This is a genomic window from Plantactinospora sp. KLBMP9567 (assembly GCF_033446045.1).
In the GTDB taxonomy this organism is placed as follows: Bacteria; Actinomycetota; Actinomycetes; order Mycobacteriales; family Micromonosporaceae; genus Plantactinospora.
In genome coordinates, this window is record NZ_JAWQRR010000018.1 from 181,400 (window position 1) to 207,899 (window position 26,500).

Sequence of the window (26,500 nt, forward strand, 5' to 3'; positions counted from 1 at the left end):
CACCCGGCTGTTCCCGGCCGGGCGACCTTTCCCGGAGGTGCCCATGGGTTTCGCACACGGTCAACACCCGCATGGCCGCTCGGACGACCGTCCCGGTGAGCCCGACCCGCTGCTGCACGACAACTACGGTCCGGAGGCCCGCTACGCGGTGCGGCGGGAGGCGGAGTTGCCGACCACCCGCTGGGAGGCCGAGGTCGAGCGCGGCCTCCGGCTCGGGCTGCCCGGCGCGGACTCCATCGTGGACCGCCGGATCCCCACCTTCTCCCGTGGCGAGCTACCGCACTTCGCCGGCATCAACACCTTCCTCAAGGCGCCGTACGTCGAGGACGTCACCACCTGCGGCGAGTACGACGTGGCCGTGCTCGGCGCCCCGTTCGACGGCGGTACGACGTACCGGCCCGGGACCCGGTTCGGTCCGCAGGGCATCCGGAAGATCTCCGCGCTGTACGGGCCGTACAGCTTCGAGCTCGGCGTGGACCTGCGGGAGTCGATCACGATCGCCGACCTCGGTGACGTCTTCACCATCCCCGGCAACATCGAGAAGACCTTCGACCAGATCTCCAAGGCGGTCAGCCACGTCTACGCCTCGGGCGCCTTCCCGGTGGTGCTCGGCGGCGACCACTCGATCGGCTACCCGACCGTACGCGGCGTCGCCGAGCACCTGGCCGGCAACCTGGGCATCATCCACTTCGACCGGCACGTCGACACCCAGGAGACCGATCTCGACGAGCGGATGCACACCACCCCGTGGTTCCACGCCACCGACATCCCGAACGTGCCGCCGAAGAACCTGGTGCAGATCGGCATCGGCGGCTGGCAGGCACCCCGGCCCGGGGTGAAGGTCGGCCGGGAACGCGGCACCACCATCATGACCGTCACCGACTGCGTCGAGATGGGGATCGAGGCCGCCGCCGAGAAGGCCCTGGAGGTCGCCTGGGACGGCGCGGAGGCGGTCTGGCTCTCCTTCGACGTCGACTGCCTCGACGCCGCGTTCGTGCCCGGCACCGGCTGGCCCGAACCGGGCGGCTTCCTGCCCCGCGAGGTGCTCAAGTTCATCCAACTCATCGCCGAGCGGCCGCTCGCCGGCATCGAGGTGGTCGAGTGCTCCCCGCCGTACGACAACGCGGAGATCACCTCGCTCATCGCCACCCGGGTCATCTGCGACACCCTGGGCTGCCTCGTGCGCGCCGGCCACCTCCCCGGGAGGAAGTCATGAGAAGACGCCCGCTGACCCGGCTGTTGGCGGTGGCCGCCTGCGTCGCCCTGCTCGGCGCCACAGCCGGCTGCGGCGACGGCGGTGACTCCGGCGCCGCCGGGTCGACGACGGTACGGCTCGGCTTCAGCGCCTGGCCGGGCTGGTTTCCGTGGCAGGTCGCCCAGGAGAAGGGGCTGTTCGAGGCGAACGGCGTCGACGTCGAACTGACCTGGTTCGACAGCTACACCGACAGTCTCCAGGCGCTGAGCACCGGCAACCTCGACGCCAACAGCCAGACCCTGAACGACACCCTCACCTCGGTCAGCGGCGGGGCGAAGCAGACCATCGTGCTGGTCAACGACAACTCGACCGGCAACGACCAGATCATCGCGACGGCCGGCATCGACGACGTGGCCGGGCTGCGCGGCAGAAAGGTCGCGGTGGAGCAGGGCACCGTCGACCACTACCTACTGCTCCTCGCCCTGGAGAAGGCCGGGCTGTCCGAGGCGGACATCATCCTGACCCCGCTGCTCACCGACGCCGCGGCGGCCGCCTTCGTGGCCGGGCAGGTCGACGCGGTCGGGGCGTTCGCGCCGTTCACCACCACCGCACTGGGCCGGGCGGGCAGCCGGGCCATCGCCACCTCGAAGGACTTCCCGGGGGCGATCCCGGACCACCTCGCCTTCGACAGCGGGTACCTCCAGGAGCATCCCGAGCAGGTGCAGAAGGTGGTGCAGACCTGGTTCGACACCCTGGAGTGGATCGCGGCCAACGAGGCCGAGGCGGTGGCGATCATGGCCCGTCGGGGCGGGGTGAGCGAGGCCGACTACCGGACGTACAACGCCGGCACCACGATCTTCACCCGGGAGCAGAACATCGCCGCGTTCACCCCGGGCGGGGACCCGACCCACCTGGACTTCCAGGCCGACCAGATCGCCGAGTTCCTGGTCCGTACCGAGCTGGCTCCGGGTAAGCCGTCGCTGGACGGGTTGCTCGAACCGAAGTTCGTGCACGCGGTGACCTGATGGAGCGCCTAATCAGCCCCGACACCCCCGAGCGGACGACGGCACAGCGCCCGGCGACCGCCCGGCAACTCTTCGGCTCGCTGCCCCGGCGCCGCCCGGCCCGACCACCGGGCACGGTGCTGGCGTTGCGTACCCCGCTGTCGGGCCGGACCCGGACCGTCCTGGTGCTCGCCTCGGTCGCCCTGCCCCTGTTGACCTGGCTGCTGCTCGGCGCGACCGGGGCGGTCGACCCCCGGTTCCTGCCGCCGCCGGGCGCGGTCTGGTCGGCCGGGGTCGAGATGGCCGGCAGCGGGGAGCTGTTCACCGACGCCTGGGCCACCGTCCGCCGGATCCTCTACGGGTACGGGCTCGGCGTGGCCGTGGCGGTGCCGCTCGGGGTGGCGATGGGCAGCTTCGCGGCGGCCCGGTCCGCCCTGGAGCCGGTCAGTGGACTGCTGCGCTATCTGCCGGCGGCCGCGTTCACCCCGCTGCTGCTGATCTGGCTCGGCATCGGCGAGGCGCCGAAGATCGCGCTGATCTTCATCGGCACCGTCTTCTTCAACATGCTGATGGTCGCCGACGCGGTCCGGCAGGTGCCGATCGACCTGGTCAACGTCTCGTACACGCTCGGTGCCCGGGGCGGTGAGGTGCTACGCAAGGTGATCCTGCCGTACGCGCTGCCCGGAATCGTCGACGCGGTACGGGTGAACTTCGCCGCCGCCTGGGGCCTGGTGGTGGTCGCCGAGCTGGTGAACAGCCAGGAGGGTCTGGGCAAGCGGATCCTGCTCGCCCAGCGGTTCACCCAGACCGACAAGATCTTCGCCATCCTGGTGGTGATCGGGCTGATCGGGGTGACCGCCGACGTCGTACTCCGGATCACCCGGGACCGGCTCGGGCGGTGGGTGCCGTGACCACCGGGCTGCTCGAAATCGTCGGCGTCAACCGGGTGTTCCGGCGGCACGGCCGGGACGTCCCCGCGCTGGCCGACGTCCACCTGCGGATCGCCCGTACGTCCTTCGTCTGCGTCGTCGGCGCCAGCGGCTCCGGCAAGTCCACCCTGCTCTCCCTGGTCGCCGGCCTCGACCGGCCGTCGAGCGGGGAGATCCTGCTCGACGGCAACCCGGTGCGCGGGCCCGGCCCGGACCGGGGCCTGGTGTCCCAGGGCGGCGCGGTCTATCCGTGGCGGACGGTCGAGCGCAACGTCGCCTTCGGCCTGGAACTGCTCCGGATCGACCGGGCGGAGCGGGCCCGCCGGGTCGCCTGGTATCTGGAGGAGACCGGCCTGACCGCACTCCGCTCGGCGCTGCCGAAGCAGCTCTCCGGCGGGCAGCGGCAGCGGGTGGCCATCGCCCGGGCGCTGGCCTGCGAGCCGGACGTGCTGCTGCTCGACGAGCCGTTCGGCGCGCTGGACGTGCAGACCAAGGAGGACATGCAGCTCTTCACCCGGCGGGTGTGGCGGGACACCGGCACCACTGTGCTGATGGTCACGCACGATGTGGAGGAGGCGGTCTTCCTCGGGCAGCGGGTGGTGGTGCTGGCCAGCGACCCGGGCCGGGTCGCCGCCGACATCACGCTGGACCTGCCGGACGATCGGGATCTCGGCCTCAAGCGGACGCCGGAGTTCCTGACCCTGCGGGCCCGGGTCGAGGACCTGGTCCGGACGTTCCACCACACACCATGAAACTTGACTACTCCTGGGAACGCTCCTGATCACGAGGGGGTGAGGACCAGGCTCGCGGTGCGGTTGCGGGCCGGCTCCCGGAACGGGCCCTGGGACTGGTCGGCGGAGCGCAGGGTGAAAGCGGTCAGCGGCAGGTCGCCGGCCTCCGCCAGCTCCCGCGCCGCGACCCGGGCCCGGCTCAGCGCCGTACCCGAACCGCCGCTGGTGCGTCCGCCCGGCACCGGCACGCTGTGCCCGACCACGGTGACCGCCACGTCGAGGTCGGGCAGCCGGCGTCCGACGGCGGCGAGCATCTCGGCACCGTTCGCGGTCAGCCAGGCGTCGCGGCTGAACAGGCCCTTCCGGAAATAGACCTCCACCGTGTCCGGGCGGCGCTTCACCACCACGCCGGGCAGGGTGACGCCCCGGGCGATGGCGTCGAGCCGGGCGGCCAACGCCTGGGCGGCCGCCGCCCGATCCGCCTCGATCTGCTGGAGCCGGCCCTGCAACTCCGCGGCACGGCGCCGCTCCGCGTCCAACGCCGCGGTGTCCGGCGTCGAGGCGGCCACCGACGCGACGGGCTTCGCGGGCGGCGAGGCTGACAGCGACGGGAGCACGATCGCGGTACCGGTGGCGACCGCGACAACCACCACCCCGGCCACCGCGAGGCCCACCCGCGGTGCGACCGGACGCGGCCGGCGATCACCGGCGAGGATGGCGGCGACCGCCCGCCGGCCCGCGGCGGCGCCCTCGTGGTCCGGCTCGATCGCCTGGACCGCGGCCCAGGACTCGTCCGCCTCCTGCCAGCGCCCTTGCTGGGCACGGATCCGGGCGAGCAGGTCGAGGGCGGCCGGCTCGTCGCCGTCCAACCCGGCGAGAGTCTGGGCGGCACCGTCCAGGTCGCCGCGCCGGGCGGCGGCCATGGCCCGGCTCAGCGTCAGGTCGGTAACCAGGTCCGGTGCGGTCACCGGCCGACCAGCCCGATGATCTTCGGCTGCTCCTCGCGCGGCAGCAGCCGGACGAGCCGCGAGTTGACGGCGTCGAGCGCGCGTTCGTCACCAGCGGCCAGCGCCTCCTTGCCTTCCCGGACGAGCTTGCGGGCCTCACCGGACGGCTGCATCCGGCCCTGCTGCTCGCACAGTGCGTAGAACAGGCGTACCGACCAGCCCGGCTGCCGCCGTTCGAGCTCGATGAGGAACTCGGTGACCCGCTCGGTCTCCGCCTTGATCCGCGCCGAGCTGCCGCTTTCGATGGCCTCGTTCGCGCGCTGCTCGAACTCGGCGAGCGCCGACCGGTCGGCGGGGTGCCCCACCTCGGATACCAGCCGGCCGGTTTCGGCGAGCAGGTCACGCAGCTCCCGTACCAGCGCCGGTTGGTCGGCGGCCTCCTCGATGTCGTCGAGCTGCGCCTGCACCTCGCGCAGCCGGTCCTCGGCCGTGGCGGCGGCGCCCGCGTCCACGGCAGCGGCCCGGACCTGCTCCCGCGCGGTGGTCAGGGTGCCCTCGTCGTCGAGCCGCCGCAGCCGGTCGCGTACCTCCGGTACGTCCGACGCGCGAGACTCGTGCAGCGCGGCCATCCGCTGCTCGGCCTCGGCCAGCGCGCTCGCCAGTTCGTCCGGCTGCGGCGTGCGCACGTCGTCGAGGTTGATCTCCGCCTCGAACTGGGCCTGGATCAGGGGTACGTCGGCGACGACGGTGGCGAGGTTGGAGGTGTCCACCTCGAACGTCACCTCGACCTCGGTCCCGGCGGGCAGGTCGATCCGCACGTCCAGCGGGCGGATCTCCAGCATGCCGACCGGGCGGTTGCGGTCGGCGCGGTCCCGTTCGCCCTGGACCACCGGAATCCGGATCACGGTCTCGGCGTCCGAGCGGCGTAGCGCCGCAGCGGTGCGGAACACCTCGCGCGCCCGGGTCGGCAGCGTCGCGCCCTTGCGCAGCAGCGGCGCGAACGCGCGGTCGGCGAGCTGGATGCCGAGCGAGTGGGTCAGCCCGGCGCCGCCGAACTCGACCTCCCGGTGCGTGATCGACAGCGAGTCGGGCGACAGCTTCTGCGGTACGCCGGACCCGTCCGTGAGTTCCACCGTGAACCGCGAGGTCCGGTGTGGGTCGATGGCGACCTCGGTCAGGAAGGCGCCCTCCGCGTTCAGCGCGACCCGCCCGGTGCGGAACGGCGGCTGCCCGTTCGGGTTGCTGAGCGTCACGCCGTACCCGGTCCAGTCCATCGGTGCGGCGGCGTGCACCTTGCCGGCGACCACCGGCGCGGTGGTCGTGACGCTGGGCTCGTACGCGAGTTGCAGGGCGAACTCGCCGGCGGCCGGTTGGAACGACGTCGGGTCGGGGCGGCGTACGGTGCTGGCGAAGATGGCGGCACCGCGGGCGACCACGGTGGTCGGGTCCAGGCTGGTGTCGAGCGCGATACCCATTCCGTCGCGGCTGTCGGCGAGGCGCTCCCGCAGGCCGGGCGCGAGGGTGACGCCGCCGACGAGCAGCAGCCGATCGATGTCGTCCGCGCTCAGCCCGCTGTCGGCGAGCGCGGTGCGGCACAGGTTCATCGCCCGCGCATAGAACGGCTCGGCGACCCGGTCGAGCTCGTCCCGCCGGAGCGTGTACTCGAACGTCTCGGTGTCGCGTCCGCCGACCTCCAGCTCCACCGACAGGTCGATCGCGTCCCGGCGGGAGAGCTGGATCTTGGCCTCCTCGGCAGCCTGCTTCAGCTTTGCGAAGTTCGGCAGCCACACCGGGTTGTCGCGGCGGAAGTCGGCGAGGCCGAACGCGGACGCGGCAGCGGGGGCCAGGATCCGCTCCACCACCGCCCAGTCGATGAGCTTGCCGCCCAGGTACGGGTCGCCGGCATGGTTCAGCACCCGCAGGTCGCCGTCACGCTTGCTCACCACCGCCGCGTCGAACGTGCCGCCGCCGAAGTCGAACACCATCCAGTACGCCCGGTCGTCGGCGTCGTGGAAGCCGTACGCGAAGGCCGCCGCGGTGGGCTCCTGGACGAGCGGGCAGGAGGCGCTGAGCCCGGCGAGTGCCGCCGCCTCCAGGGTGGCCTTGTTCTGGTTGAGCGAGAACGCGGCCGGCACGGTGATGACCGCCGCGTCCGGTGGGCTGCCGAGGTGGTGTGCGGCGTCCACCCGCAGCGACTTGAGCACCTCGGCGGAGAGCTGCGGCGGCGTCAGCGCGGTGCCGGCCTTGCTGAACCGCCTGCTGGCGTCCGCCAGTCCCATCTCCAGCTTGAATTCGGTAGCCGTGTTCTCCGGGTCGCTCGGCGCCCGCTCGCGCGCTCGGCGCCCCACGTGCAGGACGCCCGGCTTCGGAATCCACACCGCCGACGGGGTGATGTCCCAACCGTCGTTGTTCTTGATGACGGCGACGCTGCCGTCCTCCTCCACCACGGCGATCGCGCTGTTGGTGGTGCCGAGGTCGATGCCGAAGTCGATGGTGTCACGCATGGTCGTTCCTTCCGTCCACGGGCTGGGTGGGGGTGCCGACGATGACCTGCCCCATCTGGATGAGGCGGCCGTGCAGATAGACGGACGGCCGTACGGTCTCGATCACGGTCTCGGCGGTCAGGGCGGGGCTCTCCTGGTACACCAGGACTTCGAGCTCCCGACCCGCGTTGAAGGCATCGCCGTCGTGGTCCTGGACGATCAGGCCGGCGTCGGCCAGTGCCTCGCTGGACGTGCGCAGGTACCGGCTGGCCTGGCGGTCGCGGGGCGAGGGCCGCTCACCGGTCGTCGCGAGCTTTCGCTGAGCCCGCCACAGGTTCGTGACGGCGGTCGCGAGGGCCTTCTTGTCCGGCTCTGCCGGCGTCGGTTCCTTCTCGTCCGGCGTCGGTTCCTTCTCGTCCGGCTTCGCGTCCCGGACCGCCGTCAGCAGATCCTCCAGTCGGGCCCGCTGCCCGTCCGTCCACATCGGAAGCGGAATCCGGAACTCCCTATGATGCCGGCGCTGGCGCAGCTCCTCGCGCAATCGGGTCATGCGTTTCACATCGTCACCCCTCGTCGCCACAGGTTCAGCTTGGGCAGGTATCGGGCGCGCAAATCCGGCGAGAGTTCGAGCGCCTGCGCCATGAGACCCGCCGCACGGTCGAGTTGGCCGGCGTGCCGGGCCAGCGCCAGCGCCTGCTCGGCAAGCCGCGCGGCCCGGGCGTGCGGCGGCTCTCCCCGGCTGCGAGCCGAGTCGCCGCCGTGACGCCGGCCGTGTAGTTCGGCGGCCAGAACACCGGCCGAGGTGGGCCGGTTGGCCGGGTCGACCTCCAAGGTGGACAGCAGAATCCGGTCCAGCTCCGGATCCACTTCGGGGTTGTACCGACTCGGCGGCAACGGCATCCGCGCGAACCGGCCCGGCGAGTACGACGACAGGGGCCCACCGTCGTCGTAGGGCAGCCGGTTGGTCAACAGCAGATACACGATCGTGCCCACCGACCACACATCACTCGCCCGCGAATATCCCTCGCGTCGCAGCACCTCCGGGGCCATGAAGGCGAACGTGCCCTGGGCGCTGGCCAGCATCGTGAACGGGTCGGCGCGTTTGGCGAGCCCGAAGTCGCTGATCCGGATCCGCAGGCTGCTGCCGTCGTATCCGACGAGGATGTTCGCCAGCGTGAGGTCACGGTGCAGGATCGGCGGGTCCTGCCCGTGCGCGGCGGTCAGACCGGAGGCGATCTGCTCGGCAGCCTCGACCGCCAGTGGCACCGGTACCGTGGGCCGGTGTGCGCGGATCAGGCGTTCCAGGCTGCCCCCGGCCACGTACTCCATGGTGAAGAACCCCCGGACGCCCTGTGGCGTGCGCACCGTACCGGCGTCGAACACCCGCACGATGTTCGGATGGCCCAATGTGGACAGCAAGCGGGCCTCCTCCAGCAGGGTGCGGGTCTCGTCGAGCGAGGCGACCCGCTTGAAGACCTTCATGGCCTGCCAGCCGAGGTACTCGTGGCGCACCCGGTGCACCTCGGCGAACGCGCCCTCACCGAGTAACCGGTCCACCACGAGCGTTTCGGTGACGCGGTCACCGCTCTCCAGCAGACTCACGAGTCTTCTTCCTTGGAATCTGTGACGATGAGCCGGTACCCGATGCCGGTGATGGTCTCCAGGATGCGCGGCACGGACGGATCCGCCTCGACGGCGCGACGCACCGCCCGTACGACGCCGGCCAGGTCGGTCCGGGTATAGGCGCGGCCCGCCGGCCACTCCTCCGGTGGGCCCCAGAGCGCGGCGATGAGCTCCTCGTGCCCGCACGCGACCGCCGCACCGGCGCTGCTGCGACCCACCATGTACCGCAACAGCTGGTGGCCCTGTGGCCGCAGCCCGCTGACCGGGGTCTCACCGCTCTCGTCGACACGATAAGCCCGCGCGGCTACCCAGTCGTACCGCAGGCACGGCCCGCGGGTAGGCACCGCCGGAGTCGGCTCGAACGGGGCGGCCTGGGTGGTGTGCGGGTCGAGCAGCGTCAGTTCCCAGTACAGCGGTTCGCCGTCCGGGGACATGTCGCCGAGGATCAGCAGGGCATCGCCGTGCCGCAGGCGGCGGCTCCCGACCAGGCGCTCGGTGCGTCCACTCAGCGAGCGGAGCAGCGTGCCGTTGACGCTCGCGTTGTCGGTGACCGTCCAGCCGCCGTCGCTCAGGTCCAACGTGCAGTGCAGGCGACCGACCCAGCGCTGCGGGTCCGGCTCCAGCACCACGTCCGGGGTGTGGTCCGGCGCGGTACGCCCGACCGTTACGGGCCCGTCCGTCAGCTCCACGCCCCGGGCCCTCCCCTCGGGCGAGGTGACGCGCAACGTCACGCTTCCGACCGTGCGCGTCTGCGCATCCACCGTCGACTCCTTGTGCGGCACCATGCCGGCCTACCGGGCTCGCCCGTCGAAGGGCTGGTGGTCCTTGCGGTGCGCCACGCAGGCCGCGTACATCCGCTCCTGACTCTGCTCGGTCCACCAATCGGACCGGATCGGCGTGACGGAGAACGTGCTGGGCATCCGGAGCTGGCTCGCCAGCCGCTGGCACGCCTGGCCCGCCTCCTCCGCCAGCCGAGTCCGGGCGGCGTCCTCGCCGAGCCGTGGCCCGGGCGGCGGCCAGGCCAGGACCTGGTAACCGAGGATCTCGGCCCAGTGGGGGTTGTCGCAGCGCACGATGGGCCAGACGTTGTCCGCGCCGTCGGGCTCCTGCTTGAGTTCCACACAGTACCCGGCCGGCGCGTTGTGGTCCCGACCCTGGCGGGACGTCACCGGCCGCGGCACGGCGAGCTGGGCCCCGGTCTGTTGGGAGGCCGCCAGGAACGACCAGCGCCTGCCGTCGGCACGCACGACGAGGCAGGTCGCATAGTTGGACACCGAGTCCGAGCTGTTGACGATGTCGGGGGCGGGGAGGACGACCTCGGTCGCGTACAGGTCCGGTGACTGTGACAGCCCGAAGTGGAGCGCCTGCTCCCCGCAGCTGAAGCGCGCGAGCCCGGCCAGGTAGTCGTAGTCCGCGCCGGGCCAGGAGGAGATCGCCTCCCGCAGCCCCAGATAGGCGATCACCTCGCCGGCGTGTTCCTGCCCGCAGGGCACGGTCGTCACCCTCGTGTCGCCGTCGCGCCAGTCGTTGGCGTCCCGGACGCAGAGAATCTCCTGCGAGACATCGCCGTAGTCGGCCGGGTGGATGTCGACCCCGCTCTCCTCCGAGTCGGTCACCGCGTTGACGATCAGCACGAGCGCCACCACCAGGACCGCGCAGAGGACGAGGATGGCCACCACCCGGCGGCGCCGCCGTGCTTCGTACTCCTCCCAGTCGGACAGTCGGATCGGCGAGCGGTACCGGACCGATCGGCTGGGTGTGCCGTATGAGATCGGTGCCCCGGCGTCCAAATCGGACAGCATTCCGCGGATGGCCACCGCGAGCGCTTCGTCGGTGACCTCGGAGAGGATGCCGCGCAGGAACCTCGCGGCCTCGTACCGCCCGCGGGTCCGCCGGATCTCGTCGACCGTGAACCGGAACTGGTTGAGCGCCTCGTCCGCCTCGTCGAAGCCTCGCAGGTTCTCCCGGATCCGGCGCTGGGTCTCCGGGTCGGTGGCGAGCTTCTCCGCCTCCCTCAGCCATCCCTTGACCTTGCCCTCGTACTGCCCGGTGGCCCGGTTCCGGGCGAGTGCGCAGTTGTTGAGAAGCACCGCGACCTTGTCCCGGACGGCGTCCGTGCGGCGGTGCTCGTCGCGCGGCGCCAACCCCTCCAGCCGGGCCAGCACCGGCTTCACCCGCGCCCGCATCTCCGCCACGATCTCGTCGGCGTCACCGGAGTCCAGCCGGGTGTGCAGGTCCCGGACGCCGGACTCCAGCTCCGTGTACAGCGGCTCGGCGGCCTCCTCGATCAGCCGGTCGCGTTCCCGGGCCGGCACCGGCCACTCACTCAGGTTCTTCCGGAGCGGAGCCGGATAGGCGGCGGAGGCCGCCAGCCCCAGCAGTGGGCGCACCAACGCCACCGGCAGCTCCGCCCGCAGCGCATCCACGGTGGACGCGCCGAGCTGCCGGTCGTCGAGCCGCTCCACCCGGTGGTGCAGGTGCCGCCAGAACGACGCCGACCGGAGCGTCTTCGTCCACGCCGTCGCCGCCGCCGTCCACTGGCCCGGTAGCCCGCCGGAGATGGTCGCGGCCAGCAGGTCCGCCGGCTCCACGTCGAGCGCCGCGGCGTGGGCCCGCACCGCGGAGTCGTGGTCGTAGTGCACACCCGCCGGGCATTCGCAGCCGTCCGGCGCGCCCCACACGGCGAACACCTCGTGTACCAGGCGGCGGCGCGGATCGCCCAACACCCCGTCGAACGCGGCGCGTACCTCCTCGGTGGTCGCCGAGGAACCCTGCAAGCCCACGTCGGCGCCGACCCGCAGGGCCGCCGTCAACTGCTGCTGCCGCGCTCGCGCGGTGCGCCGGTCCACGTCCACCGGCAGGCCGGTGACCCGGAAGGCGTTGCGCCGGTACAGGTCCGGCCCGGCCAGCTCCCGCAGGCTGGCGATCGCCACCTCACTCACTCGTGCTCCCCAGGACGACATCGTTCAGGACTCGGCTTGGCTTGGCTCTCAGGATGGTCGGGCGGCGCGCCGGGCACCACGGCAGACAGTTGGAAACTAGATGTACGGCCTAGGGCAGATCGCCACGGATCGGGTCCTCGCCGACGCGCTTCAGGTAGTCACCCGGATTGGTGATGGGCCGCCCGTCGTCCCGGTACTTCTGCCGAACCCGCTCCAGGTGGGTCTTCACCGTGCTCTTTTCGATGCCGAGCCGCCGCGCGATGGCGGTGTGCGTCATGCCCTCCGCCACCCCCAGCAGGATCTGCCGTTCCCGGGGTGTCAGCGACGGACCGCGGCGGTCGTCGTCGCTCAGCAGGAACGCGTGCTCGGGCGACGTCGGCGTCTCGCCGCGGTGCACGGCCCGAATCGCGTCCGCCAGATCGTTGAGGTCGCGTTCCTTGGGGATGTAGGCCACCGCGCCGGCCTCGGTCGCGGAGACCACCCACCGGCGGTCCTTCACCACCGAAATGACGATCACCTGCCGGCCGCTGGCGGTCAGTTGCGCCACGTTGTGCGCCGGGTCGGTGAAGTTGCCCAGATCGAGATCGAGTAGCACGATCGCCGGAGCGTCGGGTCCGGCAAGGTACTCGTCGACGGAGGCGGCCACCGCCGTCAAACGGATGTCGGGCGTGCTGCCGAACCAGTTGGCGAACGACTGAAGCAGCATCTTCTCGTCGTCGATCGCGCCGATGGTTATGACGGTTTCCATGTGATCTCCACGGTGGTGCCCTCGCCGGGCGTACTGGTGATGTCGCACTGGCCGCCGGCCTCGACCACGCGGTGCCGGATCGAGCCCAGCAGGCCGTACCCGCTCCGCGCTGTCGCGGGTACGAAGCCGGCGCCCCGGTCGACGACCGTGACGCGCACCCCGCCGGCGCCGTCGCCCCGGGTCGTCAACCACGCCTGCCCGGTGCCCGCGTGCTTGCGGGCGTTGTTGAGCGCCTCCCGGGTGGCCCCCAGCAACGCCTCGGTGACGTGCCCGGGCACGCCCGTCGGCAGTTCCGCCGAGTTGTGGTCGATCCGCAGCCCGAGCGCCGCCAGGTCACGCACGACGCGCCCGAGCCCGGTGCTGAGGTCCGTCGACATCGCGTCGTCGGACCCGGTGATCAGGGAGCGCAGGTACCGCGCGTCGCGCTCGCACTGGCTGCGGAACTGCTCGGTGTTGAGGTCGATCTGCCCCATCGCACCCACGGTCAGCGTGGACAGCACCGTGTCGTGCAGGTTCCGGTACTGCCGCCGCCGCTCCCAGTCCCGGGCCTCGACCGACGCCATCCGGGCGGCCGCGTCGGCGGCCTGGCGTTGGGCCGCCAACGCGGACGCGTGGGCCTCGTCCGCGGCGCGCGCCGACGAACGTACCCAGGCCGCGGCGAATCCGGCGGCGACGGTGAACAGGACCAGCGAGCCGATGTTGCCGGTCGCGGACGCGAGGGGCGAGGCGCCGGCGGCGAGATCCCGCCACACCCCGGCGAGGTAGCAGCCGGACAGCAGGAGGATCGACGGTGCGGCCAGCCAGCGTGGGCTGAACACGACGGCGAGTACGCCGGCCGCGTTCGCCGGCCCGACGGTCCAGTTCGCCCACCCGATCGCGTGACCGGGCGCGGTCAACCGGCCGATCACGACGAGCGCGACCCCGATGAGCAGGATGTCGACGACGACGGCGAGCGACGTGATGCGCCGCCCGCGCAGCGCGGCTCCGTAGAGCGCGAGCGACCACACGGCGGCGAGGGCGTAGAGGCCGAACACGACGCCCGGTCGCAGGTATGCCGACCGGTCGGTGGAGACGGCGGCCGCCCCGGCCGTGGCGTACTGCGCGAGCCGGAGCGCCCCGAACCCGCGGACCAGCACGCGCTCGGCTTGTTCCCGCCCGTCGACCCCCACCACGTTCCCAAGATTTCAAATCCCGGGAGTACGCGGAAGTCCGCTCTGCGGCGGACTCCCACGATCAAGACGTTGCGGTCATCAGGTCGAACGCCGCGACGGCACTGCCGTGCAGGCTGCCCAGCCAGACGGTGTCGCCGTGCCGGCGTACCCCGGTGACCATCGAGAAGCCCGGAACGCATGCCTGGAGGTCGTACCGGACCCGGCCCTCGGCGTCCACCGCCTGCACCCAGGCGGTGTCCGCCGGCTTCGGTTGCAGGAAGTCCGGCAGCGCCCAGACCGCCCGACGCACGGCGGGGTGCCACGGCGAGACCCGGTCCAGCAGTGCGTTCCGGGGCGAGCCCATCGCGATCCAGAGCAGCCCGTCGTCGTCGGGGGCGAGGTTGTCGGGGAAGCCCGGCAGGTTGCCGGCCAGCCGGTCCACCTCGCCGGTACGCGGCCCGGCCAGCCATACCCGGGTCAGCCGGTATGCCCCGGTCTCGGCCACCACCACGTACGACTCGTCGGCCGCCAGCGCCACCCCGTTGGCGAACTGGAGCCCGGTCAGCACCTCCCCGGTACGCCCGTCCGGACGCCACCGGAGCAGGCGTCCGGTGCCGGAGTGTTCGAGCAGGTCGGCCTTCCAGTGCGGCAGCCCGAAGCGCTGCGACGAGTCGCTGAACCAGATCGACCCGTCGCCGGCCACCGCCGCGTTGTTGCAGAGCCGCAGCGGCGCCGACCCGACCACGGTCCCGGCGGCCACCAGGGTGCTGACCCGGGCGGTGTCGGGGTCGACCCGGAGCAGCCCGCGTGCCGCGTCGCAGACCACCAGCCGGTCGTCGCGGTCCAGTTCGACGCCGAGCGGCCGGCCGCCGGTCTCGGCGACCACCTGCGGCCCGGTGCCGTCCGCCGACAGCCGCACCAGCCGGCCGTCGGCGAGCCCGGTGTAGACCCGGCCGGCGGAGTCGACCGCGACGTCCTCGGGCCCCTGGCCGGGCACGGCGTGCAGGCGTACCGGTGGCATCGGGTCGGCGCCGCTGTCCTGGCGGGCCCGGGCCGGTGCCCGCTCCGGTCGCCACACGACGGGATCGATCCGGGGTCTGGCCATGGCTCATGGTATCCATCCGGATCGTTGCCGTCGCCGGTCCGGCTCCGTCCACCGTGGACAGGTCCGGGTGGGTCGGCTTGACGGCTCCGGCCGGGTAGCGATATAAACCACCTGGTTATAGAACTGAGAGGTTACAAAAGATGAGTGCGGAATTGCTCGACGCGACCTTCGCTGCCCTGGCCGACCCGACCCGCCGGGCGATCCTCGCCCGGCTGGCCACCGGCGAGGCCAGCGTCACCGAGCTGGCCGCGCCGTTCGCGATGAGCCAACCCGCCGTCTCCAAACACCTCAAGGTGCTGGAACGGGCCGGGCTCGTCTCCCGGGGCCGGGACGCGCAACGCCGGCCGTGCCGGTTGGAGGCCCGGCCGCTCAAGGCCGCCCTGGACTGGCTGGAGAACTACCGCGACTACTGGGCCGAGAGCTACCAGCGGCTCGACGGCCTGCTCGCCGAACTCCAGGCCGAGGGCGGCGAGGGGCGGTGACCAGCGGCGACCGGGAGCTGACCGTGACCACCCCGACCGACCGGGAGATCGTGCTCAGCCGCGCCTTCGACGCCCCGGCCGGGCTGGTCTTCGACGCGCTGACCCGCCCCGACCTGCTCCGCCGCTGGTTCGGCGCGCGCGGCTGGCAGCTCGTCGACTGCCGGGTGGACCTGCGGGTCGGCGGCGCGTGGCGGTTCGTCTCCCGGGGCCCGGACGGCGCGGAGATGGCGCACGGCGGGATCTACCAGGTGATCGAGCCGGCCCGACGGCTGGTCTACACCGAACGGTACGACGACCAGTCGTACCCGGGCGACACCCTGATCAGCCACCGGCTCGCCGAACGGGCCGGAGTGACCACCCTGACCAGCACGATCCGCTACGCCACGCCCGAAGGCCGGAACCGGGTGCTCCGCTATCCGATGCGGCGCGGCGTGACCGAGGGCTACCGCCGGCTCGACGACCTGCTCGCGGAGCGGATCGAGGCCCGCTGACCCCGAGGACCGCCGGTCCCCGGCACCGGCCGGGCACCGATGTCGACACACGCAGAGAGGCACTCACCGTGAACTGGACCCTGGAAGTGGTGATCGTCCCCGTCTCCGACGTGGACCGGGCCAAGACCTTCTACGCCGACCAGCTCGGCTTCCACGTCGACCACGACACCCGGATCAGCGACAAGATACGCCTCGTCCAGCTCACCCCGCCGGGCTCGGGCTGCTCGATCGTGATCGGCACCGGTGCCGTGCCGGACATGCCGCCCGGCTCGCTGCGCGGGCTGCAACTCGTCGTCAACGACCTGGCCAAGGCGCGCGCCCAACTCGTCGAGCGGGGTGTCGAGGTCAGCGAGATCCAGGTACTCGGCGAGAACCCGGGACCCGTCGCGGAACCGCTGGACAACGTCGGATTCGTCTTCTTCAGCGACCCGGACGGCAACGGCTGGGCCGTGCAGCAGATCTCCTCCCGGGGATAGTCGGCCGGTCCTCGGATGTCGGCACCGCCGCGTAGCATCCGCTGCCGTGACCGCCGTCCAGACGTACCGGTATCTCGGCCCCTCCGCGCTCCGACCCGACGGTCTGGCCCTACAGACCAGTGGCGGACCGGTGGCCAACCCCCGGTTCTTCTCCGGGTTCCTGACCACGCCACGGGCGGCCGCTGCCGGCCTGCTCGCGGTGGCCGAGGTCGCCCGCAGCCGCTACTACCGGCCGGCCGACCCGGCCAGCCTCGACCCGGTGGTGACCGGCAGTCGCGACCGGCTGCGCTTCGAGTCCTTCTCCGGCTGCTGCGGGGTCTACGCCCGGCTCGACGCGCTGCCGGCCGGGATCGACGGCGAGATCGTCGCGCACGGCGCCACCAACGTCGACGTCAACCCGCCGCTGCGGGCGGCGCTGGCCCGGGTCGGCGGGCTCGACCCGCTGCACCTCTCGGTCGGGCCGGACGACCTCACCGTCTCCACCCCGGACGGATCGGTGGTGGAGAAGAAGGTTCCGCTGCCGGGGCGCTGGCTGCGCGGCTTCGCCGAGGTGCACGTGCTGGCGGCGGCCTTCGAGCCACGGGCCGAGATACCGGCCACCGAGGCGGCCGCCTTCCTGCGCCGGCTGCCCGGCGCCGGAGACCGGTCGGTGCTCTGGGCGGTGCCGGCCGGGCGGTCGTTGCGGCTGACCGGGCGACCGGTGCCGGGCGCGGTCTGCCTGGCCGGGGCCGACCGGCTGGCCACGCTGCGCGGACTGCTGCGCCACGCGAAAACCCTCCGGGTGTACGGCCCGACCGTCGCGGCCGGCTCCCCGCCGTTGCCGAACGGCTGGGAACTGGACACCGGTGAACTGCGGCTGTCGCTCACCCTCTCGCCCGAGCCGTACCGGGGCTTCTCCGGGGAGGGAGCGAGCCTCGCCGCGCTGGCCGGAGACGACGTCGTCGACGACGCCGAGCTGGTCGATGCGCTGCTCTCCTGGGATCCGACGATCGACGTCGACACGCTCGCCGAGGGGGCCGGGATCGGCACCGACCGGGTCCGCGCCGCACTGGCGCAGCTCGGCACCGCCGGCCGGGTCGGTTTCGACGTGTCGCAGGCGGCGTACTTCCACCGGGTGCTGCCGTACGACGCCGGCCGGGCCGAGCGGGACAACCCCCGGCTGCTCGGCGCCCGGGCCCTGGTCGAGGCGGGCGCGGTGCAGGCCGACGGCGCCACCGCGACGGTACGCAACGGTGCCGACGTCTACCGGGTGCGCAGCCACCCGGACGGCCGGTACACCTGCTCCTGTCCCTGGTGGGCGCGGCACCGGGGGCAGCGCGGTCCGTGCAAGCACGCCCTCGCCGTGTCGATGGTCGGCGCACCGGCGGAGATCCCGGCGTGACCGAGAGCATCTTCGACCTCATCCACCAGCGCGCGGTCGAGGCGGTCGCCGACGCGCTCGCCGGGCTGTCCGAGCCGGACCGCCGGCAGCTCGGTGTCGAACTGGTCGCCTTCGTCCGCCGGCTCAAAGACAACTGGTGGGTCGGCCGGGAGGCGGCGGCGCTCGCCGTGGTGGCCGTCGGCTGCCTGCCCAGCGCGGCGAAGGCGGCCGAGATCATCGGGCGACGCGCGGTCGAGCTGGACATGGCGGCCGGTCCGCCGGTGGTGGCGGCGGCCCGGGACCGGGGCATCGACTGGCTGCCCGACCTCGCCCGGCGGCTCGCGGGCCGGCTCACCGGGACCCCGCCGCGTAGCTGGGGTCTGGTCGCCTACCTCTTCGCCGAGGAGAGGCTGACCCCGCCGACCGGGGACCGGTTCGTCGAGGGCTGGCTCGACGAGATGTCCTGGCCAAGCGGCGGGCGAGAGGCGCCCCCGTTGCCCGACCGGTTGCGCGCCGACCCCTTCCTCGACCCGCTGCTGCCCCGGCTCTTCGAAGTGGACGGGCTGGGCGGCCGGCTCGGCTTCGAGGACTACCACACCGGGGCGGCGATGGCCCTGCCGCACGCCCTCGTCCAGCTCACCGCCGAGGGCCGGGTGGACCGGGCGGTGTTGCTCGGCGGCTGCGTCGACCGGCTGGTCCGGGGCGACCGGGCAGCCGCGCTGCGTCCCTTCCTCGTCCTGCACGACCTGCTCGCCCCGACGCCGACCGAACGCGCCGACCGGGCCGGCGACTACCTCAGGCTGCTCGCCGACGGCCCGGGGCCGGTGGCGTCGATGGCGCAGAAGGCGCTGCGCGGAGCCGCCGACGTCGAGCTGGAGGAGCTGCTCGACGCGTCCCGGGCGGTGTTGATCCGCCCCGAGAAGGGCCTGGTACGCGCCCAGCTTCGCTGGCTGGACCAGCTTGCCCGGCAGCGGCCCGAGCGGGCGGCGGAGATCGCCGACGTGCTCGGCGCGGCGGCCGAGCACCCAGCGGTGGAGCTGCGGGACCGAGCCGTGGCACTGGTCGCCAGGCACCGCGCGGCACCGGAACCGGCTCCGGCTCCGGCTCCGGCTTCGGGACCGGCCAGCGCGGTCGTGCGCTCCGGCGACGACCTGCCCCCCGCGCCGGCGTCGACGGCCGTCCCACCCCCGATCACCGACCCGGACGAGCTGGCGGAGGAGGTCGCGACGCTGCTCAGCACCGGGCTCACCACGCTGCCGCTGGAGCGGGTGCTGGACGCGGCGGTCCGGTTGACCACGACCGACCAGCCGGGCCTGACCCGGGCGCTGGCGCCGGTGCTGGACCGGCACGGCTCCGGCGAGCACCGCTGGTCGCCGTCCTGCCTGCACGGCCCGGTCGAGGATCTGCTGCGCGCGGCGGCCGGCCCGGCCCAGATCAGTACGCTGCGCAGGTGGTGGGTGGGGCTGCTCTCGGCCGCGCACAGGTCCCAGCTGGCCAGTGACCCACGGATCGCCCCGCCGCACCGGCTGCTCCGGGTCCGGCTCGCCGAGATCGGCACCTACCTCGGCCGGTCCCCGGGTGTGGTCCTGCTCGCCACGCCCACCTCGACGAACGGCGCGCTCGACCCGTCCGCGCTGTACGACCGGCTGGCCGCGCTCGGCGAGGCACAGCCGTGGCGCTGGGACCTGACCCAGGCGCTACTCCGGCTGCCGCCCGGCGGTGACGACGCGTTGGCGGGACGCGCCGAGGCACTGCGCACCCCGGGTGGGGACCGGCTCGCCGCCTGGCTGCGTTCCGGCGGGCTGCCACCGCCGACATTCCGGCCCGCCAGGGTGACGTTCAAGCAGGTCACCTACTACTACTCGGGTAAACACGCCACCCCGGTCGAGCGGGTGCAGGTCGAGGTCGGCACGGCGCAGGAGGCCGGCGTGGAGCGCTTCGACGACCCGTTGGGGCTGCTCACCGGTCGGGTGGCCCGGTTCGGCAACCACTGCGCGCGATGGTCCCGGCTCTGGCCTTCCATACTGCCCGGCTATCGGGGACTGGTCGCCGCGTACGCGCTGAACGACATCGCCGGCGCCGCCGACCAGGACCTCCGGGGCGGTGCCGAGATACTGCCGCTGCTCGCCGAGAGCACCGGGGACGGTGGGATGGCGCTCGACCTGGCCCTGGCGTACGGGCTCGCCGCCCGGCACCGGGCCGACCGGGTTGCCACCATCGACGCCCTGCTGGCGCTCGCCGCCGCAGGTGAGTTGGATGCCGCCTCCGTGGGTCGGCAACTCGGGGAGCTGGCGTCGGGCGGGCTGGTCACCCTGACCCGGACGGTCGAGCCGCTCCGGGACCTGGCGCTGGCCGGTGCCCGACTCAGCACCTGGCGGCTGCTCGCCGCCGCCCTGCCGGCCCTGCTGGCCGCGCCGAAGCCACGCCCCGGCGTATCCGACCTACTGACCCTCGCGGCGGAGACGGCGACCGCCACCGGTGTCCCGATCGCCGTCCCCGGGCTGGCCGAGGTGGCCGCCCGCCGGGGGACGAGCCGGCTCTCGACCGAGGCCCGCCGCCTCGTCGCCGCGCTCGGCCACCCGGCCGCCGCGGTGACCGGATAGCGCCGGCCACCGCTGAACCTTTCCCAACCCCATGTGGTCCGTCGTGGCCGCAGGTGGTAGTCCCGGCGCGTGCGTCGCGCGGTGCAGGTGGTAGTCCCGGCGCGTGCGTCGCGCGGTGCCGGTGGAAAAGGTGCACCGGGCGTGGGCTACGCCGGACCGGCGGGTACCGACGGCAGCCCGGCGGTCGCGGTGCGTAGCTGCGACTCGGAGAGTTCGTGGTCGGCGAGGTCGCCCGCGAGGTAGGCGCCGTAGGCGGCGAGGTCCAGGTGCCCGTGCCCGCACAGCGCGGTCAGGATCACCTTCTCCTCGCCGGTCTCCTTGCACCGCAACGCCTCCTCGATGCAGGCGGCCAGCGCGTGGGTGGGTTCGGGGGCCGGCACGATGCCTTCGGTACGCGCGAACCGCACGCCCGCCTCGAAACACTCCCGCTGGCCCTTCGCCACCGCCTCGATCAGCCCCAGCTCGTAGACGTGCGAGATCAGCGGTGACATCCCGTGGTAGCGCAGCCCACCGGCGTGGATCGGGTCGGGGATGAAGTCGTGTCCGAGCGTGTGCATCTTCATCAGCGGGGTCATCCCGGCGGTGTCGCCGAAGTCGTACGCGTAGACGCCCCGGGTCAACGACGGACAGCTTGCCGGCTCGACGGCCCGGATGGTCACCTCCATCCGGCCGGCCAGCTTCTCCCGGAGGAACGGGAACGCGAGTCCGCCGAAGTTGGAGCCGCCGCCGGTGCAGCCGACGATCAGGTCCGGCATCAACCCGACCTTGCCGAACTGGGCGATCGCCTCCTCACCGATCACCGTCTGGTGCAGCAGTACGTGGTTGAGCACGCTGCCCACCGCGTAGTTGGTGTCCGAGCTGCCGGCGGCCACCTCGACCGCCTCGGAGATCGCGATGCCCAGCGAGCCGGGTGAGTCGGGCTGCTTGGCCAGCACGGCCCGGCCGGCCGCGGTCAGCTCGGACGGCGACGGGTGGATGACCCCGCCGAACGTCTCGATCATGATCTTCCGGTACGGCTTCTGGTCGTACGAGGCCCGCACCTGCCACACCTCGCAGTCCAGGCCGTACTGGGAGCAGGCGAAGGCGAGCGCGGTTCCCCACTGGCCGGCACCGGTCTCGGTACTCAGCCGGCGGATTCCCGCCGCCGCGTTGTAGTACGCCTGCGGCACCGCCGTGTTCGGCTTGTGTGATCCGGCCGGCGACACGCCCTCGTACTTGTAGAAGATCTTGGCTGGGGTGCCGAGCGCCCGCTCCAGCCGGTGCGCCCGGTACAACGGGGACGGCCGCCAGAGTCGGTAGACGTCCAGTACGTCTTCGGGTATGTCCACGTAGCGCTCGGCGGTGACCTCCTGCTCGATCAGTGCCGTCGGGAACAGCGGCGCCAGGTCGTCCGGACCGACCGGCGCCAGCGTGCCCGGGTGCAGCACCGGCGGCGGTGCGGCGGGCAGGTCGGCCACGACGTTGTACCAGCGACGCGGCATCTCCGCCTCGTCCAGCAGAATCCTGCTCGGCTCACCCATGGGCACGAATTGAACCGCCCCGAGGCGGTGATGTCCACGATCGCCGTGCCGTCCCGGCAGGGGTGGGCGGGTTGGCGTACCTGCGCGGCTCGACGTCCGCGCCGGCGGCCCGGCGACGACGGCCGGCCCGACGGAGCGTCGCCGAAACCGCGGCCGATCCCGCTGGCCGACCGCGCCCGGGTGTCAGAGCCGGGCCGGGCCGTACGGGACCTGGCCGGTACCGAGCCGTCGCAGCCGGGTGCGCACCCGGTCGGCGTCCGGGTGGTGGAGGTCGTCGAAGATCTCCACGGCCTCCCGCCAGGTGCGGCGGGCGGTCTCCATCCCACCGTCGGAATACCGCGCGTCGCCGAGCCGGACGAGCGTGTCGGCGGTGGCGGGGCGGTTGCCGAGGCGGCGGAACAGCTCCAGGGCCCGGCGGTAGCAGGCGATCGCCTCGGTGAGCTGGCCGAGGTGCCGGTGGGCGTACCCGAGGCTGTTCCAGGTGTGCGCCTCGGCGGGCCGGTCGCCCTGCTCCTGCTGCTCCGCCAGGGCCAGATAGCAGGAGGTGAGGGCGGACTCGTACTCGCCGAGCTGGGCCCGGCACCACCCCACCGAGCTGAGCGCCCGGGCCTGGCCGATCCGGTGTCCCGCCGCCCGGAACAGCTCCAGCGCCTGCTCGGCGTGCCGCAGCGAGTCGCGGTACCGGGACTGCTGCTCGGCGACCAGGGCCAGGTTGTGCTGCACCTGTGCCTGGCCGACGGGGTCGTCCAGCTCCGCGAAGAGCGCGAGAGCCTGCCGCAGGTGCGAGTGACTGTCGTCGTGCCGGCCGAGCCGCAGGTAGGCGATCCCGAGGTAGCGCAGTGCGTACGCCTGGTCGGGCCGGTTGCCGAGTCGACGCACCGCGGCCAGTGCGCCCTCCAGCACGGTCACCAGGTCGGGCCAGTGGCCGTGCTCGTCGAGGAAGGGCGCGAACGTCCAGGCGAGGGTCCAGGCGTGCGGGAAGTCCACCGGGGAGTTCTCGCCGAGCAGGGCGAGCAGTACCGGTTGCTCGGTGCCGAACCAAGCGCGCGCCTGTTCGGGATCGTGGAACGTCTCGACGGTCACCCCCGGCTCGGCCGGAGCGGTGCTGATCTCGTCCCGGTGCGGGTGGGTCAGTCGGGCGGCGGCGTACGCGGTGTGCAGGTAGTGGTCGAGCAGCCGGCGTACGGCCTGCTGCCGCCCCGGCTGGGGCTCCCGATCGCGCGCCAGTTCGCCGGCGTAGGCACGGAGCAGGTCGTGGCAGCCGTACCGGCCGGGGGAGCGTTCGACCAGCAGACTCGCCCGGGCCAGCTCGGCCAGGGCCGGGCGTGCCTGCCCGAGTGGCACCCCGAGCAGGCTGGCCGCGGCGGCGACACCGATCTCCGGCCCCGGGTGCAGTCCGAATAGCTGGAACAGGCGCGCCGCTCCCGTCGACAGGGTGTGGTAGGAGCCGGCGAAGACAGACCGCACGTCCGTACCCGGATCACCGTCGCCGAACCCGTCGAGCCGGCCGTCGGGCCGGCGCAGTTCCTGGGCCAGGGCCCGAAGTGGAAACCCGGGCCGGGCGGCGCTCCGGGCGGCCACCAGGGCGAGCGCCAGCGGCAGCCGGGAGCACCGGGAGATGATCTCGTCGACCGAGTCCGACTCGGCGGCCACCCGGTCCGCGCCGATCCGCCGGGCCAGCAGGTGCCGGGCGTCGACCACCGGCGGCAGGTCGAGGGCGAGCGGCTCGGCGCCCACCACGGCCACCAGACCGGACAACCAGTTCCGGCTGGTCACTATGACGCCGCAGCCGGGGGAGCCGGGCAGCAGCGGCTGGACCTGAGCGGTGTCGGCGGCGTTGTCCAGCAGTACCAGCATCCGCCGGCCGGCGAGCAGGCTGCGGTACAGCGCCGCCTGCTCGGCCAGATCCGCCGGTACGTGCTGCGGTGGAACCCCGAGCGCGCCCAGGAAGCCGCGGATCGCCTGGTCCGGCCGTGGTGGGGCCGATCCGGCCGGATCGTAGCCGCGCAGGTCGACGTACAACTGGCCGTCGGGGAAGCGTGCGGCCCGGAGGTGTGCCCACCGCACCGCCAGGGCGGTCTTGCCGACCCCTGCGGTTCCGGAGATCACCGCGACCGGAGACCCCGGCGGCGAGTCGCCGGCCGGCAACAGGATGGCGTCCAGCCGGTCGAGTTCGGCGGTCCGGCCGACGAAGACCGGCAGGTTGAGCGGCAGTTGCGCCGGCACCACCGGCTGGGCCGGCGGGATGTCGGCATTCGTCCCGAGCTGGTCGTCGGCCGGCGGCTCCGCCTGGTCGTCGCCGCCGTGCTCAAGGTCCAGCACCGGATCACCCCGCAGGACGGCCCGGGCCAGTTCGCTGAGCTGGGCCCCCGGGTCCAGGCCCAGCTCGTCCGCGAGCCGCTGCCGGATCCGGTGGTACGTCTGGAGCGCGTCCTGGCGCCGCCCGGTGCGGTAGAGCGCGACCATCAGGTGACCGGCGAGGGTCTCGTCCGACGGGTCGCGTTCCACCAACTCGGTCAGCTCGCCGAGCAGTTCCTCGTGAGCGCCGAGCGCCAGGTCCGTCTCGATCCGCAGCAGCATCGCCGAGCCGCGCAGCCGCTCCAGTCCGGCGCAGACCCGCTCCCGCAGCGGTTCCGGGGCGTCGGCCAGCGGTGTACCGCGCCAGAGGTCGAGCGCCTCGCGGAGCAGGTCGGCCCGGCCGACCCCGGTCAACGAACGCGCCCGCTCGACCAGCCGGGTGAACCGGTGCGCGTCCACCGCTTCGGCGTCGACCTCGATCGCGTACCCGTCGCCGCGCCGGACCAGTGCCTCGCCGCTGCCGTCTCCGGGTGCGTTGAGCGCGGTGCGCAGCCGAGAGACGTAGGTGCTCAGCACGGCCGGAGCGGTGTCGGGCGGGTCACCGTCCCACAGCAGGTCGACCAGGCGGTGGATCGGCACCGGGCGGCCCGCCTCCAGGAGCAGCAGCCCGAGCAGGCAGCGTTCCCGGCGCCGACCCACGGCCACCGGCGTCCCGCGATGTTCGGCCCGCACCGGACCGAGGATTCGAAAATTCATCATTGTGATCAACGATCCCTGTGTACCAGACAGAAGGGTCCGGTGTAGGTCGTCCCCCTAGGGTCTACAGGGTTGACAACTGGTCGGATCCGTTGGTTGCGTGCACGTCCCGACTACTTTCCGGACGGACGGCGTCACCGGGCGCACCGTAGGCGTGGAGCGGCTGCGGGGCAACGCCGCCCGTTCGGTGGTGGAGTCCGGGTCTTCGCCGGGTCCGGGGGTCCGGCGCGGTGCCGGGTGGCAGCGGGAACGGGCCGACGGGTTGACGCGCATTCTCCGGAGGCGAGCTGGCGGCCACCGGGGCGGCCGCGCGGCGCGTCCGGCAGAGGTGCGCCAGGCCGGTCGGAGGTCGGGCCACGCCGTGGGAATCGGTTCGGGCCCGGTCGGCGGGGTTCGCGCCCGCCCCGGGCGACGGCAACTCCGGGTCCCGCCGGTCCGTCCCGGCGGGGCCGGCAGATCAGCGGCGCGGCCGGGCCGGGTCGATCAGCCGCCGACCGTTGGCGGAGCTACCCCCGCACCGGCGGCAGGTGCCCGCGCTGCGACGGCCGGGGCAGGACCGGCGAACCTGATCGCGGTCGGCAAGGTGGCCGAACATGCTCCGGTCCGGTGTCCGTGCTCGGGTCGGGTTCGGCGTCCGGCGTTCCGGGCCCGGCTTCGGGGTTCGGGGTTCGGGCCCGGCGTTCCGGGTCCGGTTCGGCGCCCGGCGTCCGTGCTCCGGTCGCGGCGGTCAGCCGGGTCGGACGGGCTGTTCGGGCCGGTGGCAGTGTGCGCAGTGCCGGCCGTCCGCCATCACCGACGGCAGCCACTGCGGTGCCGAGCCGAGCCGGGGATCGCGGTTGAGGATGGCCCGGTGCAGGGCGATCAGCTCCGGTCCGGGCTCCACGCCCAGCTGCTCGCGCAGGGCCTCGCGAGCCCGGCCGTACGCGGCCAGCGCCGGTGCCACGTCACCGCGCCGGTACAGCGCCACCATGAGCTGCGCCCACAGGGTCTCCCGGGTGGGATAGGCCAGGGTCAGCCGGCGCAGGTCGCCGACGAGATCCTCGCTGCCGTCGAGGCCGAGACGTGCCCGCAGGTGGCATTCGATCGCGAGCTGCCGCGATTCGTCGAGGGCGCTGAGCCGGGCGGCCAGGGCCGGGCTGCGGGGTACGTCGCTGGCGGCGTCACCACGCCACAGCGCCAGCGCCGCCGCCAACTGCGTCGCGGCCCGGGCCGGGTCACCAGCGGCGAGCGCCGTACGACCCAGCCGTAGCCGGTCGGCGAACACCTGCAGATCCAGCTCCTCCGGGCCGACCCGGAGCAGGTAACCGCCGCTGGTGGTGGCCAGCCGGCTCCGTCCGGCCTCCGGCGAGCCGCCCAGCGAGGTACGGAGTCGGGTCGCGTAGGTGCGCAGGTTGGCGATGGCCGACACCGGAGGCGGACCCTCCCAGATCAGTTCGATGAGGTGGTCGAGGGAGACCGGTCGGTTCGGCTCCAGTAGCAGGGCGGTGAGCAGTGTTCGCGGCCGGACGCCGTTCACCCGTACCGGCCGGCCGTCCCGCCACACGCGGACGGGACCGAGTAGGGCGAAGCGCAGCCGAAGGCGGCCCCTGGGTGGCGGTGACATGCGGACCAGCCTGAGCCACTGGACTTTCCGCCCACTTTCCGCCCACCTTCCGC

Annotated in this window: 21 protein-coding genes; 9 read left to right on the top strand and 12 right to left on the bottom strand. The window is 73.0% G+C overall.

Annotation, left to right across the window (positions count from 1 at the left end):
- The first annotated feature begins 43 nt into the window (after positions 1–43).
- From R6Y94_RS13990 to R6Y94_RS14005, 4 genes are read left to right on the top strand one after another with little or no spacing between them, the layout of a single operon-like run.
- Positions 44–1,216 (top strand): agmatinase family protein, encoded by a 1,173-nt coding sequence (locus R6Y94_RS13990; protein ID WP_318396254.1) that lies wholly within the window; start codon positions 44–46, stop codon positions 1,214–1,216.
- Positions 1,213–2,220 (top strand): ABC transporter substrate-binding protein, encoded by a 1,008-nt coding sequence (locus tag R6Y94_RS13995; RefSeq protein WP_318396255.1) that lies wholly within the window; start codon positions 1,213–1,215, stop codon positions 2,218–2,220. The genes R6Y94_RS13990 and R6Y94_RS13995 overlap by 4 nt, the downstream gene beginning before the upstream one ends.
- A complete protein-coding gene (locus R6Y94_RS14000) occupies positions 2,220–3,110 on the top strand; it encodes an ABC transporter permease (RefSeq protein ID WP_318396256.1) in 891 nt (296 codons plus the stop codon). The genes R6Y94_RS13995 and R6Y94_RS14000 overlap by 1 nt, the downstream gene beginning before the upstream one ends.
- The gene (locus R6Y94_RS14005) at positions 3,107–3,880 is read left to right on the top strand and encodes an ABC transporter ATP-binding protein (protein ID WP_318396257.1); all 774 of its coding nucleotides are present in this window, start codon (positions 3,107–3,109) and stop codon (positions 3,878–3,880) included. The genes R6Y94_RS14000 and R6Y94_RS14005 overlap by 4 nt, the downstream gene beginning before the upstream one ends.
- A 29-nt stretch (positions 3,881–3,909) precedes the next feature.
- Here R6Y94_RS14005 and R6Y94_RS14010 read toward each other — a convergent pair whose 3' ends face one another.
- The 9 genes from R6Y94_RS14010 to R6Y94_RS14050 all read right to left on the bottom strand — a co-directional run bounded on the left by R6Y94_RS14010 (position 3,910) and on the right by R6Y94_RS14050 (position 14,858).
- On the bottom strand, positions 3,910–4,827 hold the full coding sequence (locus R6Y94_RS14010) for a hypothetical protein (RefSeq protein WP_318396258.1): 918 nt from the start codon (positions 4,825–4,827) through the stop codon (positions 3,910–3,912).
- Positions 4,824–7,310, bottom strand: coding sequence for an Hsp70 family protein (locus R6Y94_RS14015; protein ID WP_318396259.1), 2,487 nt, complete (start codon positions 7,308–7,310; stop codon positions 4,824–4,826). The genes R6Y94_RS14010 and R6Y94_RS14015 overlap by 4 nt, the downstream gene beginning before the upstream one ends.
- Positions 7,303–7,839 (bottom strand): hypothetical protein, encoded by a 537-nt coding sequence (locus R6Y94_RS14020; RefSeq protein ID WP_318396260.1) that lies wholly within the window; start codon positions 7,837–7,839, stop codon positions 7,303–7,305. The genes R6Y94_RS14015 and R6Y94_RS14020 overlap by 8 nt, the downstream gene beginning before the upstream one ends.
- 5 nt (positions 7,840–7,844) lie before the next feature.
- The gene (locus R6Y94_RS14025; RefSeq protein WP_318396261.1) at positions 7,845–8,891 is read right to left on the bottom strand and encodes a serine/threonine-protein kinase; all 1,047 of its coding nucleotides are present in this window, start codon (positions 8,889–8,891) and stop codon (positions 7,845–7,847) included.
- On the bottom strand, positions 8,888–9,673 hold the full coding sequence (locus tag R6Y94_RS14030; RefSeq protein ID WP_318396262.1) for an FHA domain-containing protein: 786 nt from the start codon (positions 9,671–9,673) through the stop codon (positions 8,888–8,890). Before R6Y94_RS14030 ends, R6Y94_RS14025 begins: the two co-directional genes overlap by 4 nt.
- Before the next feature lie 30 nt (positions 9,674–9,703).
- Entirely contained in the window at positions 9,704–11,854 is a 2,151-nt protein-coding gene (locus R6Y94_RS14035) for a hypothetical protein (protein WP_318396263.1), read from the bottom strand.
- A 109-nt stretch (positions 11,855–11,963) separates the two neighbouring features.
- Positions 11,964–12,650: a response regulator transcription factor gene (locus tag R6Y94_RS14040; protein ID WP_318396264.1), complete on the bottom strand. Its 687-nt coding sequence runs from the start codon at positions 12,648–12,650 to the stop codon at positions 11,964–11,966.
- The gene (locus R6Y94_RS14045; protein WP_318396265.1) at positions 12,587–13,774 is read right to left on the bottom strand and encodes a sensor histidine kinase; all 1,188 of its coding nucleotides are present in this window, start codon (positions 13,772–13,774) and stop codon (positions 12,587–12,589) included. Before R6Y94_RS14045 ends, R6Y94_RS14040 begins: the two co-directional genes overlap by 64 nt.
- 61 nt (positions 13,775–13,835) lie before the next feature.
- Positions 13,836–14,858: an SMP-30/gluconolactonase/LRE family protein gene (locus R6Y94_RS14050; RefSeq protein ID WP_318396266.1), complete on the bottom strand. Its 1,023-nt coding sequence runs from the start codon at positions 14,856–14,858 to the stop codon at positions 13,836–13,838.
- 140 nt (positions 14,859–14,998) lie between these two features.
- On the opposite strand from R6Y94_RS14050, the gene R6Y94_RS14055 reads away from it, so the two are divergent.
- The 5 genes from R6Y94_RS14055 to R6Y94_RS14075 all read left to right on the top strand — a co-directional run bounded on the left by R6Y94_RS14055 (position 14,999) and on the right by R6Y94_RS14075 (position 20,270).
- Positions 14,999–15,340, top strand: coding sequence for a metalloregulator ArsR/SmtB family transcription factor (locus R6Y94_RS14055; RefSeq protein WP_318396267.1), 342 nt, complete (start codon positions 14,999–15,001; stop codon positions 15,338–15,340).
- Entirely contained in the window at positions 15,337–15,831 is a 495-nt protein-coding gene (locus R6Y94_RS14060; RefSeq protein WP_318396268.1) for an SRPBCC family protein, read from the top strand. Before R6Y94_RS14055 ends, R6Y94_RS14060 begins: the two co-directional genes overlap by 4 nt.
- A gap of 68 nt (positions 15,832–15,899) precedes the next feature.
- A complete protein-coding gene (locus R6Y94_RS14065) occupies positions 15,900–16,307 on the top strand; it encodes a VOC family protein (RefSeq protein WP_318396269.1) in 408 nt (135 codons plus the stop codon).
- A 46-nt stretch (positions 16,308–16,353) separates the two neighbouring features.
- Positions 16,354–17,688 carry an SWIM zinc finger family protein gene (locus R6Y94_RS14070; protein ID WP_318396270.1) on the top strand — a complete coding sequence of 445 codons (1,335 nt, stop codon included), beginning with the start codon at positions 16,354–16,356 and terminating at the stop codon, positions 17,686–17,688.
- Positions 17,685–20,270: a hypothetical protein gene (locus R6Y94_RS14075; protein WP_318396271.1), complete on the top strand. Its 2,586-nt coding sequence runs from the start codon at positions 17,685–17,687 to the stop codon at positions 20,268–20,270. Before R6Y94_RS14070 ends, R6Y94_RS14075 begins: the two co-directional genes overlap by 4 nt.
- Before the next feature lie 146 nt (positions 20,271–20,416).
- On the opposite strand, the gene R6Y94_RS14080 is transcribed toward R6Y94_RS14075, so the two are convergent.
- The 3 genes from R6Y94_RS14080 to R6Y94_RS14090 all read right to left on the bottom strand — a co-directional run bounded on the left by R6Y94_RS14080 (position 20,417) and on the right by R6Y94_RS14090 (position 26,447).
- A complete protein-coding gene (locus tag R6Y94_RS14080) occupies positions 20,417–21,790 on the bottom strand; it encodes a TrpB-like pyridoxal phosphate-dependent enzyme (RefSeq protein ID WP_318396272.1) in 1,374 nt (457 codons plus the stop codon).
- A 183-nt stretch (positions 21,791–21,973) separates the two neighbouring features.
- Entirely contained in the window at positions 21,974–24,847 is a 2,874-nt protein-coding gene (locus R6Y94_RS14085) for an AfsR/SARP family transcriptional regulator (protein WP_318396273.1), read from the bottom strand.
- Between the two features lie 724 nt (positions 24,848–25,571).
- Entirely contained in the window at positions 25,572–26,447 is an 876-nt protein-coding gene (locus R6Y94_RS14090; protein ID WP_318396274.1) for an AfsR/SARP family transcriptional regulator, read from the bottom strand.
- Positions 26,448–26,500: the final 53 nt, after the last annotated feature.